Below are 17,146 nucleotides of genomic sequence, written 5' to 3'. Positions count from 1 at the left end.
GATGACCCACGACCTGACCGCCGCCCTTGACGCCCTGAATGCCGAGATCGTCCATGTCGGCCAGTTCGACTATGCCTCGGTGTTCCGCGAACGCCGGCTGCGCCGCCCGCAATTCCTCGACTGGGCGACGGACGCGCGCTTTGCCAACGTCCTCGCCTATTGGGACAGCGCCGACAACCTCTATGGCGGCGATGCCTTCTACACCGAGACGGTCGAGATCGACCCAAGCTCGATGCGCCGCAACCCGTCCGAGCCCGGCGCCGTCACGGTGATCGCCGAGCTCTCGGGTGCCGCGAAGGAGCTGATGCCGCGCGAGGTGCTGCGCCGGCAGATCGACCGCGCCGCCGCCATGGGCTTCACCGTCGACGCGGCCTTCGAATTCGAGGTGATCGTGCTCGACGAGACCGACACCTCGGTGCGCGAGAAGGGTTTCACCGGCCTTGCGAAATTCGCCCCCGACAACAAGTGCTGGTCGGGCGCCACGGCAAACACCCATGCCGCGTTCATCGCCGGGATGGAGGCCGAGATCCTCGGCCATGACGTCGCGCTCTACGGTCTGGGCGTCGAGCTCGGGCCGGGCTGCCTCGAGGCGACGCTCGGCGCGACCGAGGGGCTGCGCGCGGCCGATGACGCCGCCTTCTTCCGCATGGCGGCGCGGTCCTATGCCCGCAAGATGGGCAAGACGGCGAGCTTCATGCCCTATCTCGGCGCCGAATACCCCGGCATCGGCGGGCACTGCACCGTCTCGCTGCGCGACAAGGCGACGGGCAAGAACCTATTCTCGGACCCCGAGGCGAAGACCTCGGCGCTTGCGGGCTCGTTCATCGCCGGCATGATGCAGATCGTGCCGCAGGCCTTCGCGATGTGCACCTCGACGGTGAACGCCTATCGCCGGCTTGCGCCGGGCAGCTGGGCGCCGAAATCGCTGACCTGGGCCGAATACCCGTTCACCGTTGCGGTGCGCTCGGCCCCCCATGCGGGCGACCGCGCGCGGCTCGAATTCCGGGTGCCGCCGGCCGACTGCAACCCCTATCTCACGCTTGCGCTGATGCTGGGCGCGGGGCTCGACGGGATCGAGCGGCAGCTTGACACCCCCGCCCCCGCCACCGCCACGCATCCCGATGTCGTGCCCGAGGGTGCCCAACGCTTTCCGCGCGACCTTGCCGAGGCGGCCGACCGCCTCGCCGCCTCGCCCGATGCCGCGCGCATCTTCGGGCAGGCCTTCTGCCAGAATTTCGCGGCCGCCTGCCGCGCCGAATACGCCAGCCTCGCGAAAGCGGTCAGCGCCGAAGAACGCGCCCGCTATCTCGAAGGCTGAGTGGTCAGAACAACAGGGAGACGACCATGACCACCACTGACACCGACTATCACCGCGAGATCGAGGCGCCCGGCCGCGCCGCGCTGGTCGAGCGCGTGCGCCGCAAGATCGACGCGCTTGGCGTCGATTACATCTATTACCAATACATCTCGATCACCGGCCGCGTGATGGGCAAGGCCGCCCCGGCGCGGCACTGGGAGACCCAGGCGCGCAAGGGCGTACAGACCTGGATGGGCGGCGTCGCCGACGTCACCCCGAACTTCAAGGGCAACCTGATCGGGTTCGACAGCAACGCGATGGAATGCATCGCGCTGCCCGATCCCGACACCTTCTGCCAGCTGCCCTGGGACAAGCGCGTCGCGCGCGTCTTCTGCACGCTCTATTACAGCCTCGAAGACCCGAACTTCCCGGGCCAGCATTACGAATACGACACCCGCGGCAACCTCAAGCGCTTCGACCGCGAGTTCCGCGAGGCGCATAACGGCCTCACGCTGCGCGTCGGCCTCGAGCCCGAGATGCTGTGGCTGAAGCCGAAGGATGGCGAGGTCCGCCCCTATGAGGGCATCACCGAGGCCTATGCCTATCACATCGGCCAGTTCGAGAGCGCCCGCAACATCTGGATGCAGGTGTCGGATTACGCCCGCGCCATGGGTCTCGACATGATCCAGGGCGATTGCGAGGACGCCCCCGGCCAGATCGAGCTGAACTATCAGTTCGACGACGCGCTGCCGACCTGCGACCGGATGACCACCTATCGCCAGATCTGCGCCGAGGTGGCGCGGCAGAACGGGCTGATTGCCTGCTTCATGGCGAAACCCTTCATGGGCTATGCCGCGAACGGCTGCCACCACAACTGTTCGGTCTGGACCGGCGGCTCGCGCGAGCTGCAGCAGCTGATCCCGGGCGAGCTTCCGGGCATGGAAGAGCTGTGGCACTACTCGAAGGGTGGGGTGAACGAGTTCGAGAACAAGGACGGCGGCTGGCTGCCGACGGAACTTGGCCACCACATTCTCGGCGGCTCGCTCAAGCACATCGACGCGCTCACCTGCATCGGCGCCTCGACGGTGAACTCCTATCGCCGCTTCAACGACTTCGGCCTCTGGGCGCCGATCGGGGCGAACTGGGGTCTGCAGAACCGCTCCTGCACGATCCGCATCTCGTCCCCCGACCGGTTCGAGTTCCGCGCCGTCGACAGCATGGTGAACCCGCATCTCTTCTGCGGCGCGCTGCTGAAGGCGATGGACGACGGCATCCGCAACAAGATCGACCCGGGCGCCCCCGAATCGCGTAACGTCACCGAGGTCTGGCAGTCGGGCGAGCCGGTCAAGCTCATCCCTCTCAATCTGCGCGATGCATTGACCGCTTTGGAAAAGGACGAGGTCATTCGCTCGGCACTGCCGGGGCGTCTCTACGACGTCTTCGACGAATACAAGCAGGATGAGTGGACGCGCTTCCTGCGCGAGGTCACCAATTGGGATGTGGAACGCTACTTGCATTGCGTGCCCTGAGCGGGGCCGACGGGGAGATCACTTGATGGGAGCACGGGAACCGCAAGGTTCGATGCTGGAAGACTGGCTCGCGCGCGACGGGACGATCCTGCGCGCGAGTCCCCTGCAGGATGCCGCGCTCGGGCTTGACCCGGGCGCGGCCGCCGGCCGTCCGTGGTCACTGATCTATCCGCTGGCCGCGCGCGAGCGGCTGGAGACGCTGTTTGCCCTCACCGGCCCCTGGCCGCAGGTGCTGGCGCTCGAGCTGCGCTGTGCGGGCGCCTCGACGCTGCCGGTGACGGCGGTGATCGAGCGGGTCGAGGACCCGCTCGCGGGCCCCTGCCTGCGGCTCTTCAAATGGCCGCGCGGCGGGATGATCGACGCGGTCGAGCGGCTGGCCGAGGAGAACGAGGTGATCGCCTCGATCCTCGCCACCTCGGACGATGCGGGCTGGTGCATGGAATGGGCGGAACCCGTCGACCTGTCCGCGCCCGAGCAGGAGACGATCCGCCAGGTCTTCGAGAACGGCCCGCGCTGGCGTTTCTGCAACGAGGCGATGGCGCGGCTCTACCGCGCCCCGCCTAGCCATGACTTCAACGAACTGCCGGTGCACGAGACCTTCCCGCGCACGCCGGAAAACGAGGATTTCGTCCGCCGTCTGGTGCGCGCGAGCTTCGACGTCACCGCCTCGCCCTCGCGCGATCTACGCTATGACGGGGTCTGGATCGAGGTCGAGAACGACGTGCGCGGCCATATCCGCGGCAACCGGCTGACCCGGATGTGGGGCACGGTGCGCGACGTCTCGAAACACGCCCGCCGCGCCGCGGTGCTGCGCGACGAGATCGAGGCGCTCGAGGCGGTGCTGACGGCGCTGCCCGATGCGGTGCTGGTGATCGACCGCGCCGGGCACCTGCTGCGCACGAACCTTGCGGCCGAGGAGCTGCTGTCGCTGGCAACCGACGCCTATGCGACGCGCGAACTGGGCGACTACATCGAGCTGCCCCTGCCGCTCGAGACGCTGTTCGAGGCCGCGGCGGGGCGGCTGCCGGGCCATCCCGACCGGACCTGGACGGTGGTGCCGCTGCGCTCGGAAACCGGGGGGCGGGCCGAGATGCAGGCCCGGCCGCTGCGCCTGCGCGAAACCGAGTGCCTGGTCCTCAGCCTGCGGCTGAAGCGCGGCCCGGCGCTCGCGGGCGCCCCGGCGGGGCGCATCGCGCGCTTCCGGGCGGAGCGCTGAGGGATGGGAGGTGACGCGATGACCAGCCACACCCGCCCGCAGCCCCCCGCGCTTGAAACCGCGCTCGATGCGCTGCCCGACGGGCTGATCGTGCTCGATGCCACGGGCGCCGTCACCCATCTGAACCGCGAGGCGGCGATGATCGGCGGGCTCGATGCGGCGACCGCGCCGGGCCAGACGCTGGCCCGTCTCGGTGCCGGCTCGGCGCTGAACTGGCTGCCGGTCGAGGAGATGATCGAGGCCGGGCGCACCGGCTCGGTGATGCTGCGCGGCGACACGGTGGGGGCGGTGCTTGTCACCCTGCGCCGGATCGCGACCGGCGGCCATGTGCTGACCCTGCGCGATCTGGCGGTGCTCGACCACGCCCGCCGCCAGGCCGCGGGCCAGCGCGACGCCGCACCCTTCCCGACCACCGCCGAGCGCCGCTTGCGTCCCGACTTCGCGCGCCAGCGCCACCTGTCGCCCTGGCTCGACCGGATGATGTCGCGCGGCGAGCGGGCGCTTCTGCAGGGCGCGCGGGTCATCATCACCGGCGAGTCGGGCGTCGGCAAGACCGAGATCGCGCGCCACCTGCACGGCTTCGTGTCGAACGCCACCGACCCGTTCATCGCGGTCAACTGCGCCGCGATCCCCGAGACGCTGTTCGAAAGCGAGCTCTTCGGCTACGAGAAGGGCGCCTTCACCGGCGCCTCGACCGAGGGCAAGAAGGGCCTGATCGAGATGGCCGAGGGCGGCACGCTGTTCCTCGACGAGATCGGCGAGATCCCCCTGCCGCTGCAGGCCAAGCTGCTGACCTTCCTCGAGGACGGGATGGTGATGCGGATCGGCGGCACCCGGCCGCGGCGGGTCAGCGTGCGGGTGATCTCGGCCACCAACCGCGACCTGCTCGCCATGGCCGAGGAGCGCCGCTTCCGCCTCGACCTCTATTACCGGCTGGCGGTGGTGAACATGCCGATCAAGCCGCTGCGCGAGGTGCCCGAGCTGCTCGACCATCTGATCGAGCGCTTTCTCACCGCGATCAACCAGCGCCGCTCGCAGCCGCTCGACCTCAGCGAGGATCTGTGCGCGCGGCTGCGTGCCTACCAGTATCCCGGCAACATCCGCGAGCTGTGGAACCTGATGCAGCAGATCTCGGTGCTCGGCGACGACATCGACGAGTTGCCGCGGCGATTGATGGCCATCGACCTCGATGCCGTGCCTGTCCGGGCCCCGGCGACGGCACCGACCGTCGCCGGGGCGGAAGACCCGCCCGAGGGCCTGCCGCTGCGCGAGGCCCTGGCGGAATACGAATTGCGGATCATCGAAGAGGCGATCCGCATCCACGGCAGCAAGCGCAAGGCCGCTGCCGCTCTGGGTGTCGATATCGGCACCATCTCGCGAAAGACCCGAAAAGAGCCGTGAACGGCCGTTCAACCAACAGTGGAGACACGAAATGACCCGGAAGATCCTGCTCGGCGCGCTTGGCGCCCTCGCCCTGACCACCGCCGCCCCGGCGCTTGCCGAAGGCACGCTCAACGTGCTGACCTGGGAAGGCTATGCCGACTCCTCCTTCATCTCGAAGTTCGAGGAAGAGTCGGGCTGCAAGGTGAACGCGACCTATGTCGGTTCGAACGACGACTTCGCGCCCAAGCTGATGTCGGGCGGTGGCGTCTATGACCTCATCACCCCCTCGATCGACACCACCAAGCTGATGATCGACCTCGACTTCGTCGAGCCGCTCGACACCGCGAAGATCAGCGAGTGGAACAACATCTACAAGAAATTCCGCGACCTCGACGGGATCCAGAAGGACGGCGAATATTACGGCATGCCCTATGTCTGGGGCGCGATCGCCTTCATGTATCGCGACGACGCCTTCACCACGCCGCCGACCTCGATCGCCGACCTGTGGAACCCCGCGCTGAAGGGCAAGGTCGCGCTGTGGGACGACAAGTCCTCGATCTATGTCGCGGCGCGGCTGAACGGCGACATGGACATCTACAACCTGACCGACGAGCAGATCGCCGCCGCGCAGAAGAAGCTGCTCGAGCAGAAGCCGCTGATCCGCAAGTACTGGGCCACCGCGGGCGAGCTCGTCGACCTCTACAAGGCCGGCGAAGTGGTGATCTCGAACACCTGGGCGGGCTACCAGTCGGGGATGCTGAAGGCCGAGGGCATCAAGGTCACCGAGTTCATCCCGAAGGAAGGCGCCGAGGGCTGGATGGACAGCTGGATGGTGGTCAAGGGCACGCCGAACAAGGAATGCGCCTACAAGTTCCTGAACATGCAGCTGTCGCCGCTCGGTCAGTGCGGTGTCGCCAACATCAACGGCTATTCGGTGGCCGACCCGGTCTCGGCCAAGGCCTGCATGACGCCCGAACAGTTCACCTCGCTGCATCAGGACGACCCGGCCTATCTCGACAGCCTGATGGTCTGGCAGCCGCTCGGTGACCGCTTCGAGGCCTACACCAACGCCTGGAACGCCGTGAAGGCGCAATGACGACCCGCCCGATCCGGGATGCCGCGCGGCATCCCGGGCCGGGCCACCAATCAAAAGGGCGCCGGGTTTTCGGGGGAGGAGAGCCCGGGCGCCACGTTTCAGGGAAAGGCGACATGGCCGCAATCATCGAACTGGAGAACATCTCCAAACACTACAGCCCGACGATCATCGGCGTGGACAATGTCTCGCTGACGGTCGAGGACGGCGAATTCGTCACGCTGCTCGGCCCCTCGGGCTGCGGGAAATCCACGCTCCTGCGGATGATCGGCGGCTTCGAGACGCCCACCCACGGCACCATCCGCCTGGCCGACAAGGACGTCACCTGGGACCCGCCCTACAAGCGCGAGGTCAACATGGTGTTCCAGGACTATGCCCTCTTCCCGCACATGACCGTGGGCGAGAACGTCGGCTATGGGCTCAAGGTCAAGGGCCTCGGCCGGCTCGAGATCGAGACCAAGGTGCATGATGCGCTCAAGCTCGTCGGTCTCTTCGACAAGGTGAAGCTGCGTCCCCAGCAGCTCTCGGGCGGTCAGCGCCAGCGCATCGCCCTGGCCCGCGCCATCGTGCGCGAACCGAAGGTGCTGCTGCTCGACGAGCCGCTCTCGGCGCTCGATGCGAAGCTGCGCGAGCAGATGCAGATCGAGATGAAGCACCTGCACGAGAAGGTCGGCATCACCTTCGTCATGGTCACCCATGACCAGACCGAGGCGCTCGTCATGTCGGACCGCGTCGTGGTGATGGAGAAGGGCCGCATCGCCCAGCAGGGCCGCCCGCAGGAGCTTTATGACCACCCCGCCTCGCCCTATGTCGCGAATTTCATCGGCACCACCAACTTCCTGCCCGGCCGCGTCATCCGCTGCACGGGCGAGCGCGCCGAGATCGAGATCGGCGGCGGCCGGCTGAGCGCGATCGTCGATGCGCCGCTGGTCGCGGGCAGCACCGTCACCGCCGGCTGCCGCCCCGAGAAGGTGCGCCTGCTCGCCGAGGGCGAAACCGCGGAAAACGTGCTCGAGGGCCGGGTCGCCGAGGTGATCTATTACGGGCTCGGGCTGCGGCTTGCGGTCGAGCTCGCGGACGGCAGCCGCGTCTATACCGACAGCCTGCTTCCCGACCGCCTCGCGCTCAGCCCGGTGCCGCCGCTCGGACAAAGCCTGCGCCTTGCCGTCGAGCCGCACAACGTCTTCGTCTTCGAGGGGGAGGTCACGCCGTGAGCCACGCCCGCCGCAACCTCTCGGGGGTGATGGTGCTGGGCATTCCGCTGCTCTGGATCGCCCTCTTCATGCTGCTCCCCTACGGGATCATCGTCACCTTCTCGTTCTGGGTGAAGAAATACCCGACCTTCGTGCCGGCCTTCCAGTTCGGCAATTACGTCACCCTCTTCACCGACCCGCAATATGTGCTGGTGCTGCTGCGCACGCTGAAGATCTCGGTGCTGGTGTCGGTGGCCTCGCTGCTGCTGGCCTATCCCTTCGCCTATTGGCTGGTGTTCCGCTGCCGCTCGGCCAAGCTGCGCACCTGGCTCTACATGGCGGTGATCGCGCCGCTTTGGGTCAGCTATCTGCTGCGCGCCTATGTCTGGAAGACCATCCTTGGCACCGAGGGGGTGCTGAACTCGTTCCTGAAATCGATCGGCCTGATCGACGAGCCCTCCTCGATCTTCCTCTACAACCAGTTCGCGATGGTGGTGACGCTGACCTATATCTTCATCCCCTTCATGGTGATGCCGATCTATACCGCGCTCGAGAAGATCCCCGCGAACCTGACCGAGGCGGCGGCGGATCTGGGCATGGGCCCGTGGCGCAGCTTCTGGACGGTGACGCTGCCGCTCTCGGCACCGGGCATCGCGGCGGGGGCGACGCTGACCTTCTGCCTGTCGTTCGGCGACTTCATCGCGCCCTTCCTGGTGGGCGGGCCGGACGGCAACCTGATCGCCAACGTCATCGCCACGCAATTCGGCGCCGCACTGAACTGGCCGCTCGGCTCCGCACTCGCCATCGTGATGCTGGTCGTCGTGCTGACCATCGTCTCGCTCAGCGACCGGATGGAGCGCAAGGGCGCCACGGGAGGGATCTGACATGGCACAATCACCGAACCGCGCCCCGGGCCTCGTGTCCCGCTATGGCGCCGACACCGCCTTCATGACCTTCGTCGCGGCGCTGATGGCGTTCCTCTACATCCCGATCTGGGTGCTGATCGCCTTCTCGTTCAACGACTCGCGCTCGCTGACCTGGCCGCTGTCGGGCTTCACCCTCGACTGGTATGTCAAGCTTGCCTCGAACGGCGACCTGCTCGCCGCGATCCGCAACAGCTTCTACGTGGCGACCGGGGCGACGATCCTGACGCTGTGCGTGGGCGTGCCCGCGGCACTCGCGCTGCACAAGGTCAACTTCCCCGGAAAGACGGTGTTCCGCCGCCTGATCCTGCTGCCGATCACCCTGCCCGGCATCGTCACCGGCATCTCGATGCTGAACATGTTCAAGCTGATCGGCTTCCCGCTCAGCCTGGAAACGGTGATCCTCGGCCATGCCACGGCGCTTCTGGGCGTCGTCGTGACCCAGGTCTATGCCCGGCTGCAGCGGCTGCCGAAATCGCTCGAGGAGGCGGCCTTCGATCTGGGCGCCTCGCCCTGGCGCAGCTTCGTCGACATCACGCTCCCCAACATCCGCACCGCCATCGTCGGCGCCGGCATGCTGAGCTTCGTGCTGAGCTTCGACGAGATCCCGGTCACCTTCTTCCTGACCGGCCGCGACAATACCTTGCCGATGTACATCTATTCCACCCTGCGCCGCGGCGTGACGCCCGAGATCAACGCCGTCGGCACGATCATCGTGCTGCTGTCGCTGGTGCTGATCGTCGTCTCGGTGGTCTCGACCCGCGACACAAAACAGAAATGACAGGAGGTTCCCCCATGACCATGACCCTGAAGGACTGGCAGGCGCGCGCCGCCGCGCTGAAACCCGACACCCGCCTGTTCATCGACGGCGCCTTCGTCGATGCCGCGAAGGGCGGCAAGTTCGAGACCGTGAACCCCGCCACCGGCGAGGTCGTGGCCGAAGTCGCCCGCGGCACCGCCGAGGATGTCGACCGCGCCGTCGCGAGCGCGAAGAAGGCGTTCAAGTCGGGCGTGTGGTCGCGCATGGCGCCCTCGGACCGGATGGCGGTGATGCGCCGCTTCGCCGATCTGATCGAGGCGCACGCCGAGGATTTCGCGCTTCTCGACACGCTCGACATGGGCAAGCCGATCTCGGACATGCTCAACATCGACATCCCCGGCTCGCTGATGACGATCCGCTTCTTTGCCGAGACCATCGACAAGATGGAGGGCGTCGTCACCTCGACCAGGGCCGATGCGCTGCATTACATCCTGCGCCAGCCGCTCGGCGTGTGCGGCATCGTGGTGCCGTGGAACTACCCGCTGATGATGGCGGCGTGGAAGCTGGCCCCGGCGCTGTCGTGCGGCAACTCGGTGGTGCTGAAACCGGCCGAACAGTCGCCGCTCTCGGCGCTTCTGCTCGCCAGGCTCTTTTGCGAGGCGGGCGGCCCCGCCGGCGTCTTCAACGTCGTCACCGGCTTTGGCGAGGAAACCGGCAAGCCGCTCGCGCTGCACATGGATGTCGACAAGATCGGCTTCACCGGCTCGGGCGAGGTCGGCAAGCTGATGATGGTCTATGCCGGCCAGTCGAACATGAAGCGCGTCACCACCGAATGCGGCGGCAAGTCGCCGCAGATCGTGCTGGCCGATTGCGACGATCTCGAGAAGGCCGCGACCTTCGGCGTCGCCGGCATCTATGGCAACCAGGGCGAGGTCTGCTCGGCCGGCTCACGCATCCTCGTCGAGCGCAAGGTCTATGACGACTATGTCGCGCTTTTCACCGAGGCCGCGAAGGGCATGCATGTGCCGGGCAACCCGCTCGACCCCGCGACCACCATGGGCCCGCTCGTCACCCCCGAACAGCAATCGCGGGTGCTCGGCTATATCGAGAAGGGCAAGGCCGAGGGGGCGAAGCTTGCCTTCGGCGGCGGCGTGCCGGCGGGGTTCAACGCCGGCTGCTATGTCGAACCGACGCTCTTCACCGAGGTGTCGAACAAGATGACCATCGCGCAGGAGGAAATCTTCGGCCCGGTCGCCTCGATCATCCCGGTCGACGACCTCGACCATGCGATTGCCACCGCGAACGACACGATCTACGGCCTCGCCTCGGCGATCTGGACCTCGAATCTGAAAAGCGCGCATCGCTTCGCGCAGGAGATCGAGGCCGGCATCGTCTGGGTCAACGCCTACGAGGCGGGCGATGCCACCACCCCCTGGGGCGGCTTCAAGCAATCGGGCAACGGCCGCGACAAGTGCCTCGAGGCGCTGACCCAATACACCCAGACGAAATCCGTCTGGATCGAACTGAGCTGAGAGCAACGGGCGGGGGGCCTCCCCCCGCCCCTTCCGAGGACCCCATGAAGATCTGCATTCTCGAGACCGACACCACCGGCCCCGCCTTCGAGCCCGTCCATGGCAGCTATGCCGACATGTTCTCGCGCTGGCTTGCCCCCGTGCTGCCCGAGGCGCGTTTCACCCGTGTCTTCATCGCCGAGGGCGAGACGGTGCCCGAGGATCTGACCGCCTTCGACGCCTTCCTCGTCACCGGCTCGCGCGCCGGCGTCTACGAGGACCGGCCGTGGATCGCGCCGCTGATCGCCGGGCTGCAGCGCATCGCCGCGGCGCGGGTGCCGCTCGCCGGTGTCTGCTTCGGTCATCAGGTGATGGCGCAGGCCTTCGGCGGCGAGGTGCGCAAGTCGCCCGACGGCTGGGTGGTGGGCCGGCATGACCACGACCTGAGCGCCACCGGCGCGGCGGTCTTCGGGCCGGGCGCGCTGCCCGCGCTCTCGATCCATCAGGATCAGGTCATGGTGCCGCCGCCGCGGGCCGAGCGGCTGTTCTCGACCGCCGCCTCGCCGAACGGCGGCTTTCTCTACACCGACTTCCCGGCGATCTCGTCGCAGGCCCACCCGGAGTTCACCCTCGACTTCCTGCGCGCGCTGATCACCCCGCCCGACGGGGTGCGGCTGGCCGAGGATCTGCATGCCGAGGCGATGGCCTCGCTCGCCGGCCCGCTCGATCAGCAGCGCATCGCCCGCGGCTTTGCCCGCGTGCTGCGCGGCGAGGAGATCGCGCCCGCATGAAGCTGCGCCAGGACATCGCGCTGCGCCAGCAGACCCGGCTGACCCTCAGCCAGGACCTGGTGCGCGCGATCGGCCTGCTCGGCCTGTCGAACCTCGATCTGGGCGAGAGCCTGCGCGAGGCGGCGGCCGAGAACCCCTTCCTGCGGCTTGAACTGCCGCGGGCCGCGGCGCTCGAGGATGTCGAGATCGCCGATGAGGGGCCATCCCTCATCGCCCATGTGCTCGAGCGCCTGCCCGGTCTTGTTCCCGCCCCCGCCGACCGCGCGGTGGCGCTGGCGCTGGCCGAGGCACTGGATGCGCAGGGGTTTCTGGCAACGCCGACGCCGGCGATCGCCGCCCGCCTCGGCCTGCCGCCCGCGCATATCGAGGCGGTGCTGGCGCAGCTGCAGCGGATCGAGCCACGCGGGCTGTTCGCCCGCTCGCTTGCCGAGTGCCTGGCCCTGCAACTGGCCGAGGAAGGCCCGATCGCGCCCGAGATGCGCCGCGTCCTCGAGGCGCTGCCCACCCTTGCCGAGGGCGGCCCCGCGGCGCTCGCCCGCGCCACGGGGCTCGCGCCCGACACGCTTGCGCCGCTGCTCGCGCGACTGCGCGGTCTGACCCCGCGCCCCGCCGCGGGCTTTTCGACACCCCCTGCCCGCGCCCGCATCGCCGATCTCGTCTTCGCCCCCGAGGGCGCGGGCTGGACCGTGCGGCTGAACCGCGAGACCGCGCCGCGCCTTGCCCTGGCCGCGATCACCGGCCCGGCGCGCGAGCGCCGTGCCGCGCAGGCGCTGATTGCCGCGGTCGAGCGGCGCAACGCCGCGCTGCTGGCGCTTGGCACGGCGCTCGCCCGCGAACAGCCGGGCTTCCTGCGCGACGGCCCCGCCGCGCTGCGCCCGCTGACCCGCCGTGCCGTCGCCGCGGCGATCGGGCTGCATGAAAGCACGGTGAGCCGGATGGTCGCCGCAGGCTCGGCCGAGACCCCCCGCGGAACCGAACCGCTGGCCGCCTTCTTCGGCCGCGCCGTCGCCCAGGCCGAGAATGCCGAGGCCGGCCCCGCCGTCATCGCCCGCATCCGCGCCCTGGTCGGCGCCGAGCATCCGAGCGCACCGCTGACCGACGGCGCACTGGCCGAGGCACTGGCGCAGGCGGGCATCACCGTCTCGCGCCGGGTGGTGGCCAAGCTGCGCGCCCGCGCCGGCATTCCGCCCCGCGCCCTGCGCCGCCGCTGAGCCCCGCGCCCCCTGGGCCACGACGCCGCGCTTGCTTCTGCGCTGCGGCAAAGTTACATTCCAGAGATCGAATATCTCAGCCCGGATCCAGCACATGACCAGAATTGCCATTCTCGGCTCGGGCTTTGCCGCCCTCACCGCCGTTCGCGAACTGCGCCGCCAGAAGGTCGAGGCCGAGATCACCGTCGTCTCGCCGCGCGAGGAACTGCATTACCTGCCCTCCTCGATCTGGATCCCGGCCGGGCTGCGCACCGCCGAGGCGCTGCGCCTGCCGCTTGCGGCCTTCTTCGCGCGCCACCAGGTGAAGCACGTCAAGGCCTCGGTCACCGGCATGAAGGCCGCCGAGAAGGTGGTCGAGACCGATGCCGGCCCGATCATGGCCGACCAGATCCTGATCGCCACCGGTGGCCGCTTCATCCGCAAGCTGCCCGGCGTCGAGAACGCCATCATCCCCTGCGAGGGCATCCTTGCCGCCGAGCAGATCGCGGTGCGACTGAAGGCGATGGAGGGCGGCACCATCGCGATCGGCATGGCGACGAATCCGAACGAGCCGGGCGCGATGCGCGGCGGGCCGATGTTCGAATATCTCTTCATCCTCGACACGCTGCTGCGCCGCGAGGGCCGGCGCGACAAGTTCCGGCTGGTGTTCTTCAGCCCCTCGTCCCGCCCCGGCCAGCGGCTTGGCGAGAAGGCGGTGGACGGCATCCTGAAGGAGATGGCGAAGCGCGGCATCGAGACGCATCTGGGCCACAAGATGGTGCGGATCGAGCCCGCCAAGGTGGTGACCGAGGGCGGCGAGATCGCGGCCGACCTGATCCTGTTCCAGCCCGGCATGACCGGGCCGGCGTGGCTCGCGAATGCCGATCTGCCGCTCTCGCCGGGCGGCATGGTGCTGTCCGACGGGCTGTGCCGGGTGGCGGACCGGCCCGGGATCTGGGTCGCGGGCGATGCCGGCAGCTTCCCGGGGCCGGACTGGATGCCGAAACAGGCGCATCAGGCCGACCTGCAGGCCAAGGCCGCCGCCGCCAACATCGCCGCGACGCTGAAGGGCGAGGAACCGAAGGCCGCCTTCGAGGCCGAGCTCGTGTGCATCATGGACAGCCTCGACCGCGGCATGCTGGTGTTCCGCCGCGGCAAGATCAACATCGTGCTGCCCGCGCTCAAGCCGCTGCACTGGCTCAAGCGGATGTTCGAGAACCACTATCTGCGCGCCTACCGCTGAGCCGCGTCACAGCCAGTCGACATCGCTCGTCAGGATGTAGCCCGCGCCATAGACGGTGCGGATCAGCTCGGGCGCGTGGCTGTCATCCTCGAGCTTGCGGCGCAGCCGGCACACCCGCGCGTCGATCGAGCGGTCGAAGGGCTCGTCGGCGCGCCCGCGCGTGGCATCGAGCAGCTGCGCCCGGCTCAGCACCCGGTTCGGCGCATTCAGGAAGGCGCCGAGCAGGCTGGTTTCCGAGGAGCTGAGCGCCACCTGCTGCCCCGCCGGGCCGGCAAGCGTGCAGGCCGTCAGGTTCGCCACCCAGCCGCCGAACCGCGCCTGCGCATGCGCCGCCGCCTCGCTTTCCTCGCGGGCGAGCGTGCCACGGCGCAGCACGGCGCGCACCCGCGCCACCAGCTCGCGCGGCTCGAACGGCTTGGTGATATAGTCATCGGCGCCGATCTCGAGCCCGATCACCTTGTCGGTGACCGACCCGCGCCCGGTCACCACCACCCTCGGCACCGAGCGCGGCAACAGCCCCGAGCCAAGCAGGCCAAGCCCGTCGCCATCGGGCAAAGACAGGTCGATCAGGCACAGGTCGGGCAATTGCCGGCGCACCTCGCGCTCGAACTCGGCCAGACGGCGGAACTTGCGCAGCGCATAGCCCTGCTGGCTCAGCGTGCGCTCGATCAGCCGGGCGATGTCGAGGTCATCCTCGAGCAGGTAGATCAGGGGCATCAGTCTCTCCCGGCCTGTTGCGGCGCGCGCGCCTGCGCCCGCGCGGTGGCAAGTGCGGCGGCCAGCGCCGCATCGGTGAAGGGCTTGCGCAGGATGGGCAGGCCCGGAAGTTCGGCCGCCGCCTGACCGGCAAGCCCCGCCTTGCCGCTCATCAGCACGACGCCGGTGCCCGGCCGCTCGGCCGCCAGCCAGCGCGCCAGGCCGAATCCGTCGAGCGTGCCGGGCATGTCGATATCCGAGATCACCACCGCGATCGCGCCGATGCGCTGGATCAGCAGCTTCGCCTCGTCGGCGCTGTCGGCCTCGATCAGCGGATGGCCAAGCGCGGCGATCTTGCGGCGCAGGGTGCGGCGCACGTCGCGGTCATCCTCGACCAGCAGCAGAAGCGGCGGGCTTTCCTCCTCGGGGGCGGGCTCGGGGGCGGGCAGCGCGAGCGGCGTGGGCGGCAGCGCGGCGAGCTCGACGCTGGGCAGCAGGATGGTGAAGCTCGTGCCCTTGCCCGGGGCGCTGTCGACCATGATCGCGCCATTCGACTGCTTGACGAAGCCATAGACCATCGAGAGGCCAAGCCCCGAACCGGCGCCCGCCGCCTTCGAGGTGAAGAAGGGCTCGAAGATCCGCTCGACCTGCTCGGGCGACATGCCGCAGCCGTCGTCGGAAAAGCGCAGCCGGACATAGCGGCCGGCCGGCAGATAGAGCAGGTCCGCCTCCTGCGGCGGCAGGTCATAGGGCTCGATCGCGATCCCGATCCGCCCCGCCCCGCCGGTCGCGTCACGCGCGTTCATCGCAAGGTTCAGGAGCGCCATCTCGAGCTGCGAGCGGTCGACCAGCGCCGGCGGCACCTCGGCCGCGCTTTCGGTGCCGATCACCAGCTTGCGGGGCATCGAGGCACGCAGAAGCGTGCAGATCTCGGCCACCGCGCCCGGGATGTCGGTGGGCTCGGGCGCGAACTGCTCGCGCCGGGCAAGCGTCAGAAGCCGCTGCGTCAGCGCCGAGCCGCGGCGCGCGGCGGCAATCGCCGGCGCCAGGAACTCGCGGTTCAGCTCGCCCTCGCCGATCTCCTCGGCAAGCGGCAGCAGGTTGCCCAGGATCACCGTCAGCAGGTTGTTGAAATCATGCGAGATGCCCGAAGCCATGCGGCCAAGCGCATCCATCTTCTGCGCCCCCATCAAGGCCGCCATCGCCGCCTTGCGCCGGGTGACGTCGATCGACAGCAGATAGAAGCCGATCACCTCGCCCGAGGACGGCCGCTCGGGGCGCAGCAGGGTGCGGATGTCCTTGAAGCGGCCGTCGGGCAGCTCCACCCGCATCTCGAAATCGACGAGCGCGCCGCGCCGCGCCTGCTCGAAATAGCGCGCGGACTCGCCCAGCGTGCGCGCCGACAGCACCTCGGTCGCGTGCAGCCCGATCATCTCCGCCGGGCTGCGGTGATAGGCGCGGGCAAAGCGGCGGTTGGCATAGAGGATGCGCAACTCGTTGTCGAAATGCGCGATCCCCGCGGGCACCTCGTCGGCGATCAGCGCCAGGCGCTCCTCGCTCAGCCGCAGCGCGCGGGTGCGCTCCTCGACCTGCGCCTCGAGCTGCACCGCGCGGTTGCGCCGGGCGGTGACATCGGCACAGGTCGACAGATAGCCGCCCGAGGCGAGCGGCCGCCCCACCGCCTCAATCACCCGATCCATCGGCTTGGCCAGTTCGATCTGGATCCGCTCGGCGCGCCGCGCGCCGGCCATCCGCCCGCGCACCAGCGCCGCGGGGTCGCCCGGGCCGTAATCGCCACGCTCGGCAAAGCAGCGCACGAAGCTTTCGTAGTCCGCCCCCGGAAAGGCCAGCGCCGCGGGCAGGTCGTGCAATTCCAGAAAGCGCCGGTTCCAGGCCAGCAGCCGGAATTCGGCGTCGAAGACGGCAAAGCCCTCCTCGAGCTCGTTCAGCGCCTCCTCGAGCGGCACCGACAGGCCGGGGCGCACGGGTCTGTTCTGCATCGCGATTCCGATCGGTTCTCCTCCACCGCGGCCAGCATGCAACATCCCCCGCCCCCTCCAAAAGCCCGAAGCGGCGGACGTCACATTTCGATACAATTCGACAAAACTTGCGCAACACCTGCATGAGCTAGTGCCGGATGCAGCCGGGGTCGGAGGGGCCCGGGCTGTGCACGGGAGGACCCGTCACCGGATCTTCGGGCCAGCGCCCGGCAGCCCCCCATGCGGGAGGCCGCCACGCGCGAGGCGCCGCCGGCCGTCCCCCGGCCCCGAGACAGACGACCGCGGCGGCACGCTGCCCGGTCCCGACGGCCCCGCGGGGCA

General features: G+C 68.9%; 14 protein-coding genes. 12 read left to right on the top strand and 2 right to left on the bottom strand.

From position 1 onward, the window contains the following. Nucleotide 1: 1 nt before the first annotated feature. The 12 genes from DYS74_RS00470 (at nt 2) to DYS74_RS00415 (ending at nt 14,129) form a co-directional block, all read left to right on the top strand. A complete protein-coding gene (locus DYS74_RS00470) occupies nt 2-1,318 on the top strand; it encodes a hypothetical protein (protein ID WP_121530201.1) in 1,317 nt (438 codons plus the stop codon). 26 nt (nt 1,319-1,344) lie between these two features. Further along, nucleotides 1,345-2,826, top strand: a complete 1,482-nt coding sequence (locus tag DYS74_RS00465; protein ID WP_121530200.1) for a glutamine synthetase family protein — start codon at nt 1,345-1,347, stop codon at nt 2,824-2,826. A 25-nt stretch (nt 2,827-2,851) separates the two neighbouring features. Next, complete coding sequence (locus tag DYS74_RS00460; protein WP_183077416.1) at nt 2,852-4,042, top strand: PAS domain-containing protein; 1,191 nt, start codon at nt 2,852-2,854, stop codon at nt 4,040-4,042. 18 nt (nt 4,043-4,060) lie between these two features. Further along, nucleotides 4,061-5,443 carry a sigma-54 interaction domain-containing protein gene (locus DYS74_RS00455; protein ID WP_183077415.1) on the top strand — a complete coding sequence of 461 codons (1,383 nt, stop codon included), beginning with the start codon at nt 4,061-4,063 and terminating at the stop codon, nt 5,441-5,443. Nucleotides 5,444-5,474: 31 nt separating this feature from the next. Then, nucleotides 5,475-6,521, top strand: coding sequence for an ABC transporter substrate-binding protein (locus tag DYS74_RS00450; RefSeq protein WP_121530197.1), 1,047 nt, complete (start codon nt 5,475-5,477; stop codon nt 6,519-6,521). Nucleotides 6,522-6,634: 113 nt separating this feature from the next. After that, complete coding sequence (locus DYS74_RS00445) at nt 6,635-7,732, top strand: ABC transporter ATP-binding protein (RefSeq protein WP_121530196.1); 1,098 nt, start codon at nt 6,635-6,637, stop codon at nt 7,730-7,732. Beyond that, the gene (locus DYS74_RS00440; protein ID WP_220668806.1) at nt 7,729-8,595 is read left to right on the top strand and encodes an ABC transporter permease; all 867 of its coding nucleotides are present in this window, start codon (nt 7,729-7,731) and stop codon (nt 8,593-8,595) included. Before DYS74_RS00445 ends, DYS74_RS00440 begins: the two co-directional genes overlap by 4 nt. 1 nt (nt 8,596) lies before the next feature. Beyond that, entirely contained in the window at nt 8,597-9,415 is an 819-nt protein-coding gene (locus DYS74_RS00435) for an ABC transporter permease (protein ID WP_121530195.1), read from the top strand. Between the two features lie 14 nt (nt 9,416-9,429). Continuing rightward, a complete protein-coding gene (locus DYS74_RS00430; RefSeq protein ID WP_121530194.1) occupies nt 9,430-10,926 on the top strand; it encodes an aldehyde dehydrogenase in 1,497 nt (498 codons plus the stop codon). A gap of 44 nt (nt 10,927-10,970) precedes the next feature. After that, nucleotides 10,971-11,696 (top strand): type 1 glutamine amidotransferase, encoded by a 726-nt coding sequence (locus DYS74_RS00425; protein WP_121530193.1) that lies wholly within the window; start codon nt 10,971-10,973, stop codon nt 11,694-11,696. Then, a complete protein-coding gene (locus DYS74_RS00420) occupies nt 11,693-12,907 on the top strand; it encodes an RNA polymerase factor sigma-54 (protein ID WP_121530192.1) in 1,215 nt (404 codons plus the stop codon). Before DYS74_RS00425 ends, DYS74_RS00420 begins: the two co-directional genes overlap by 4 nt. A 94-nt stretch (nt 12,908-13,001) precedes the next feature. After that, nucleotides 13,002-14,129 carry an NAD(P)/FAD-dependent oxidoreductase gene (locus DYS74_RS00415; protein ID WP_121530191.1) on the top strand — a complete coding sequence of 376 codons (1,128 nt, stop codon included), beginning with the start codon at nt 13,002-13,004 and terminating at the stop codon, nt 14,127-14,129. A 6-nt stretch (nt 14,130-14,135) separates the two neighbouring features. On the opposite strand, the gene DYS74_RS00410 is transcribed toward DYS74_RS00415, so the two are convergent. Continuing rightward, complete coding sequence (locus tag DYS74_RS00410) at nt 14,136-14,846, bottom strand: winged helix-turn-helix domain-containing protein (RefSeq protein WP_121530190.1); 711 nt, start codon at nt 14,844-14,846, stop codon at nt 14,136-14,138. Continuing rightward, entirely contained in the window at nt 14,846-16,825 is a 1,980-nt protein-coding gene (locus DYS74_RS00405) for a hybrid sensor histidine kinase/response regulator (RefSeq protein WP_183077414.1), read from the bottom strand. Before DYS74_RS00405 ends, DYS74_RS00410 begins: the two co-directional genes overlap by 1 nt. Nucleotides 16,826-17,146 lie beyond the last annotated feature (321 nt).

The sequence above is a fragment of the Paenirhodobacter hankyongi genome, from assembly GCF_003664585.1.
Lineage (GTDB): Bacteria > Pseudomonadota > Alphaproteobacteria > Rhodobacterales > Rhodobacteraceae > Rhodobacter > Rhodobacter hankyongi.
The sequence above is the reverse complement of the archived record's forward strand: the minus strand, read 5'-3'. Positions and strand labels throughout refer to the sequence as shown.

Excerpts from the sequence above, each read along its gene's own strand:
- DYS74_RS00470 (WP_121530201.1), top strand. The coding sequence starts at position 2 with ATGACCCACGACCTGACCGCCGCCCTTGACGCCCTGAATGCCGAGATC.
- DYS74_RS00465 (WP_121530200.1), top strand. The coding sequence starts at position 1,345 with ATGACCACCACTGACACCGACTATCACCGCGAGATCGAGGCGCCCGGC.
- DYS74_RS00460 (WP_183077416.1), top strand. The coding sequence starts at position 2,852 with ATGGGAGCACGGGAACCGCAAGGTTCGATGCTGGAAGACTGGCTCGCG.
- DYS74_RS00455 (WP_183077415.1), top strand. The coding sequence starts at position 4,061 with ATGACCAGCCACACCCGCCCGCAGCCCCCCGCGCTTGAAACCGCGCTC.
- DYS74_RS00450 (WP_121530197.1), top strand. The coding sequence starts at position 5,475 with ATGACCCGGAAGATCCTGCTCGGCGCGCTTGGCGCCCTCGCCCTGACC.
- DYS74_RS00445 (WP_121530196.1), top strand. The coding sequence starts at position 6,635 with ATGGCCGCAATCATCGAACTGGAGAACATCTCCAAACACTACAGCCCG.
- DYS74_RS00435 (WP_121530195.1), top strand. The coding sequence starts at position 8,597 with ATGGCACAATCACCGAACCGCGCCCCGGGCCTCGTGTCCCGCTATGGC.
- DYS74_RS00430 (WP_121530194.1), top strand. The coding sequence starts at position 9,430 with ATGACCATGACCCTGAAGGACTGGCAGGCGCGCGCCGCCGCGCTGAAA.
- DYS74_RS00425 (WP_121530193.1), top strand. The coding sequence starts at position 10,971 with ATGAAGATCTGCATTCTCGAGACCGACACCACCGGCCCCGCCTTCGAG.
- DYS74_RS00420 (WP_121530192.1), top strand. The coding sequence starts at position 11,693 with ATGAAGCTGCGCCAGGACATCGCGCTGCGCCAGCAGACCCGGCTGACC.
- DYS74_RS00415 (WP_121530191.1), top strand. The coding sequence starts at position 13,002 with ATGACCAGAATTGCCATTCTCGGCTCGGGCTTTGCCGCCCTCACCGCC.
- DYS74_RS00410 (WP_121530190.1), bottom strand. The coding sequence starts at position 14,846 with ATGCCCCTGATCTACCTGCTCGAGGATGACCTCGACATCGCCCGGCTG.
- DYS74_RS00405 (WP_183077414.1), bottom strand. The coding sequence starts at position 16,825 with ATGCAGAACAGACCCGTGCGCCCCGGCCTGTCGGTGCCGCTCGAGGAG.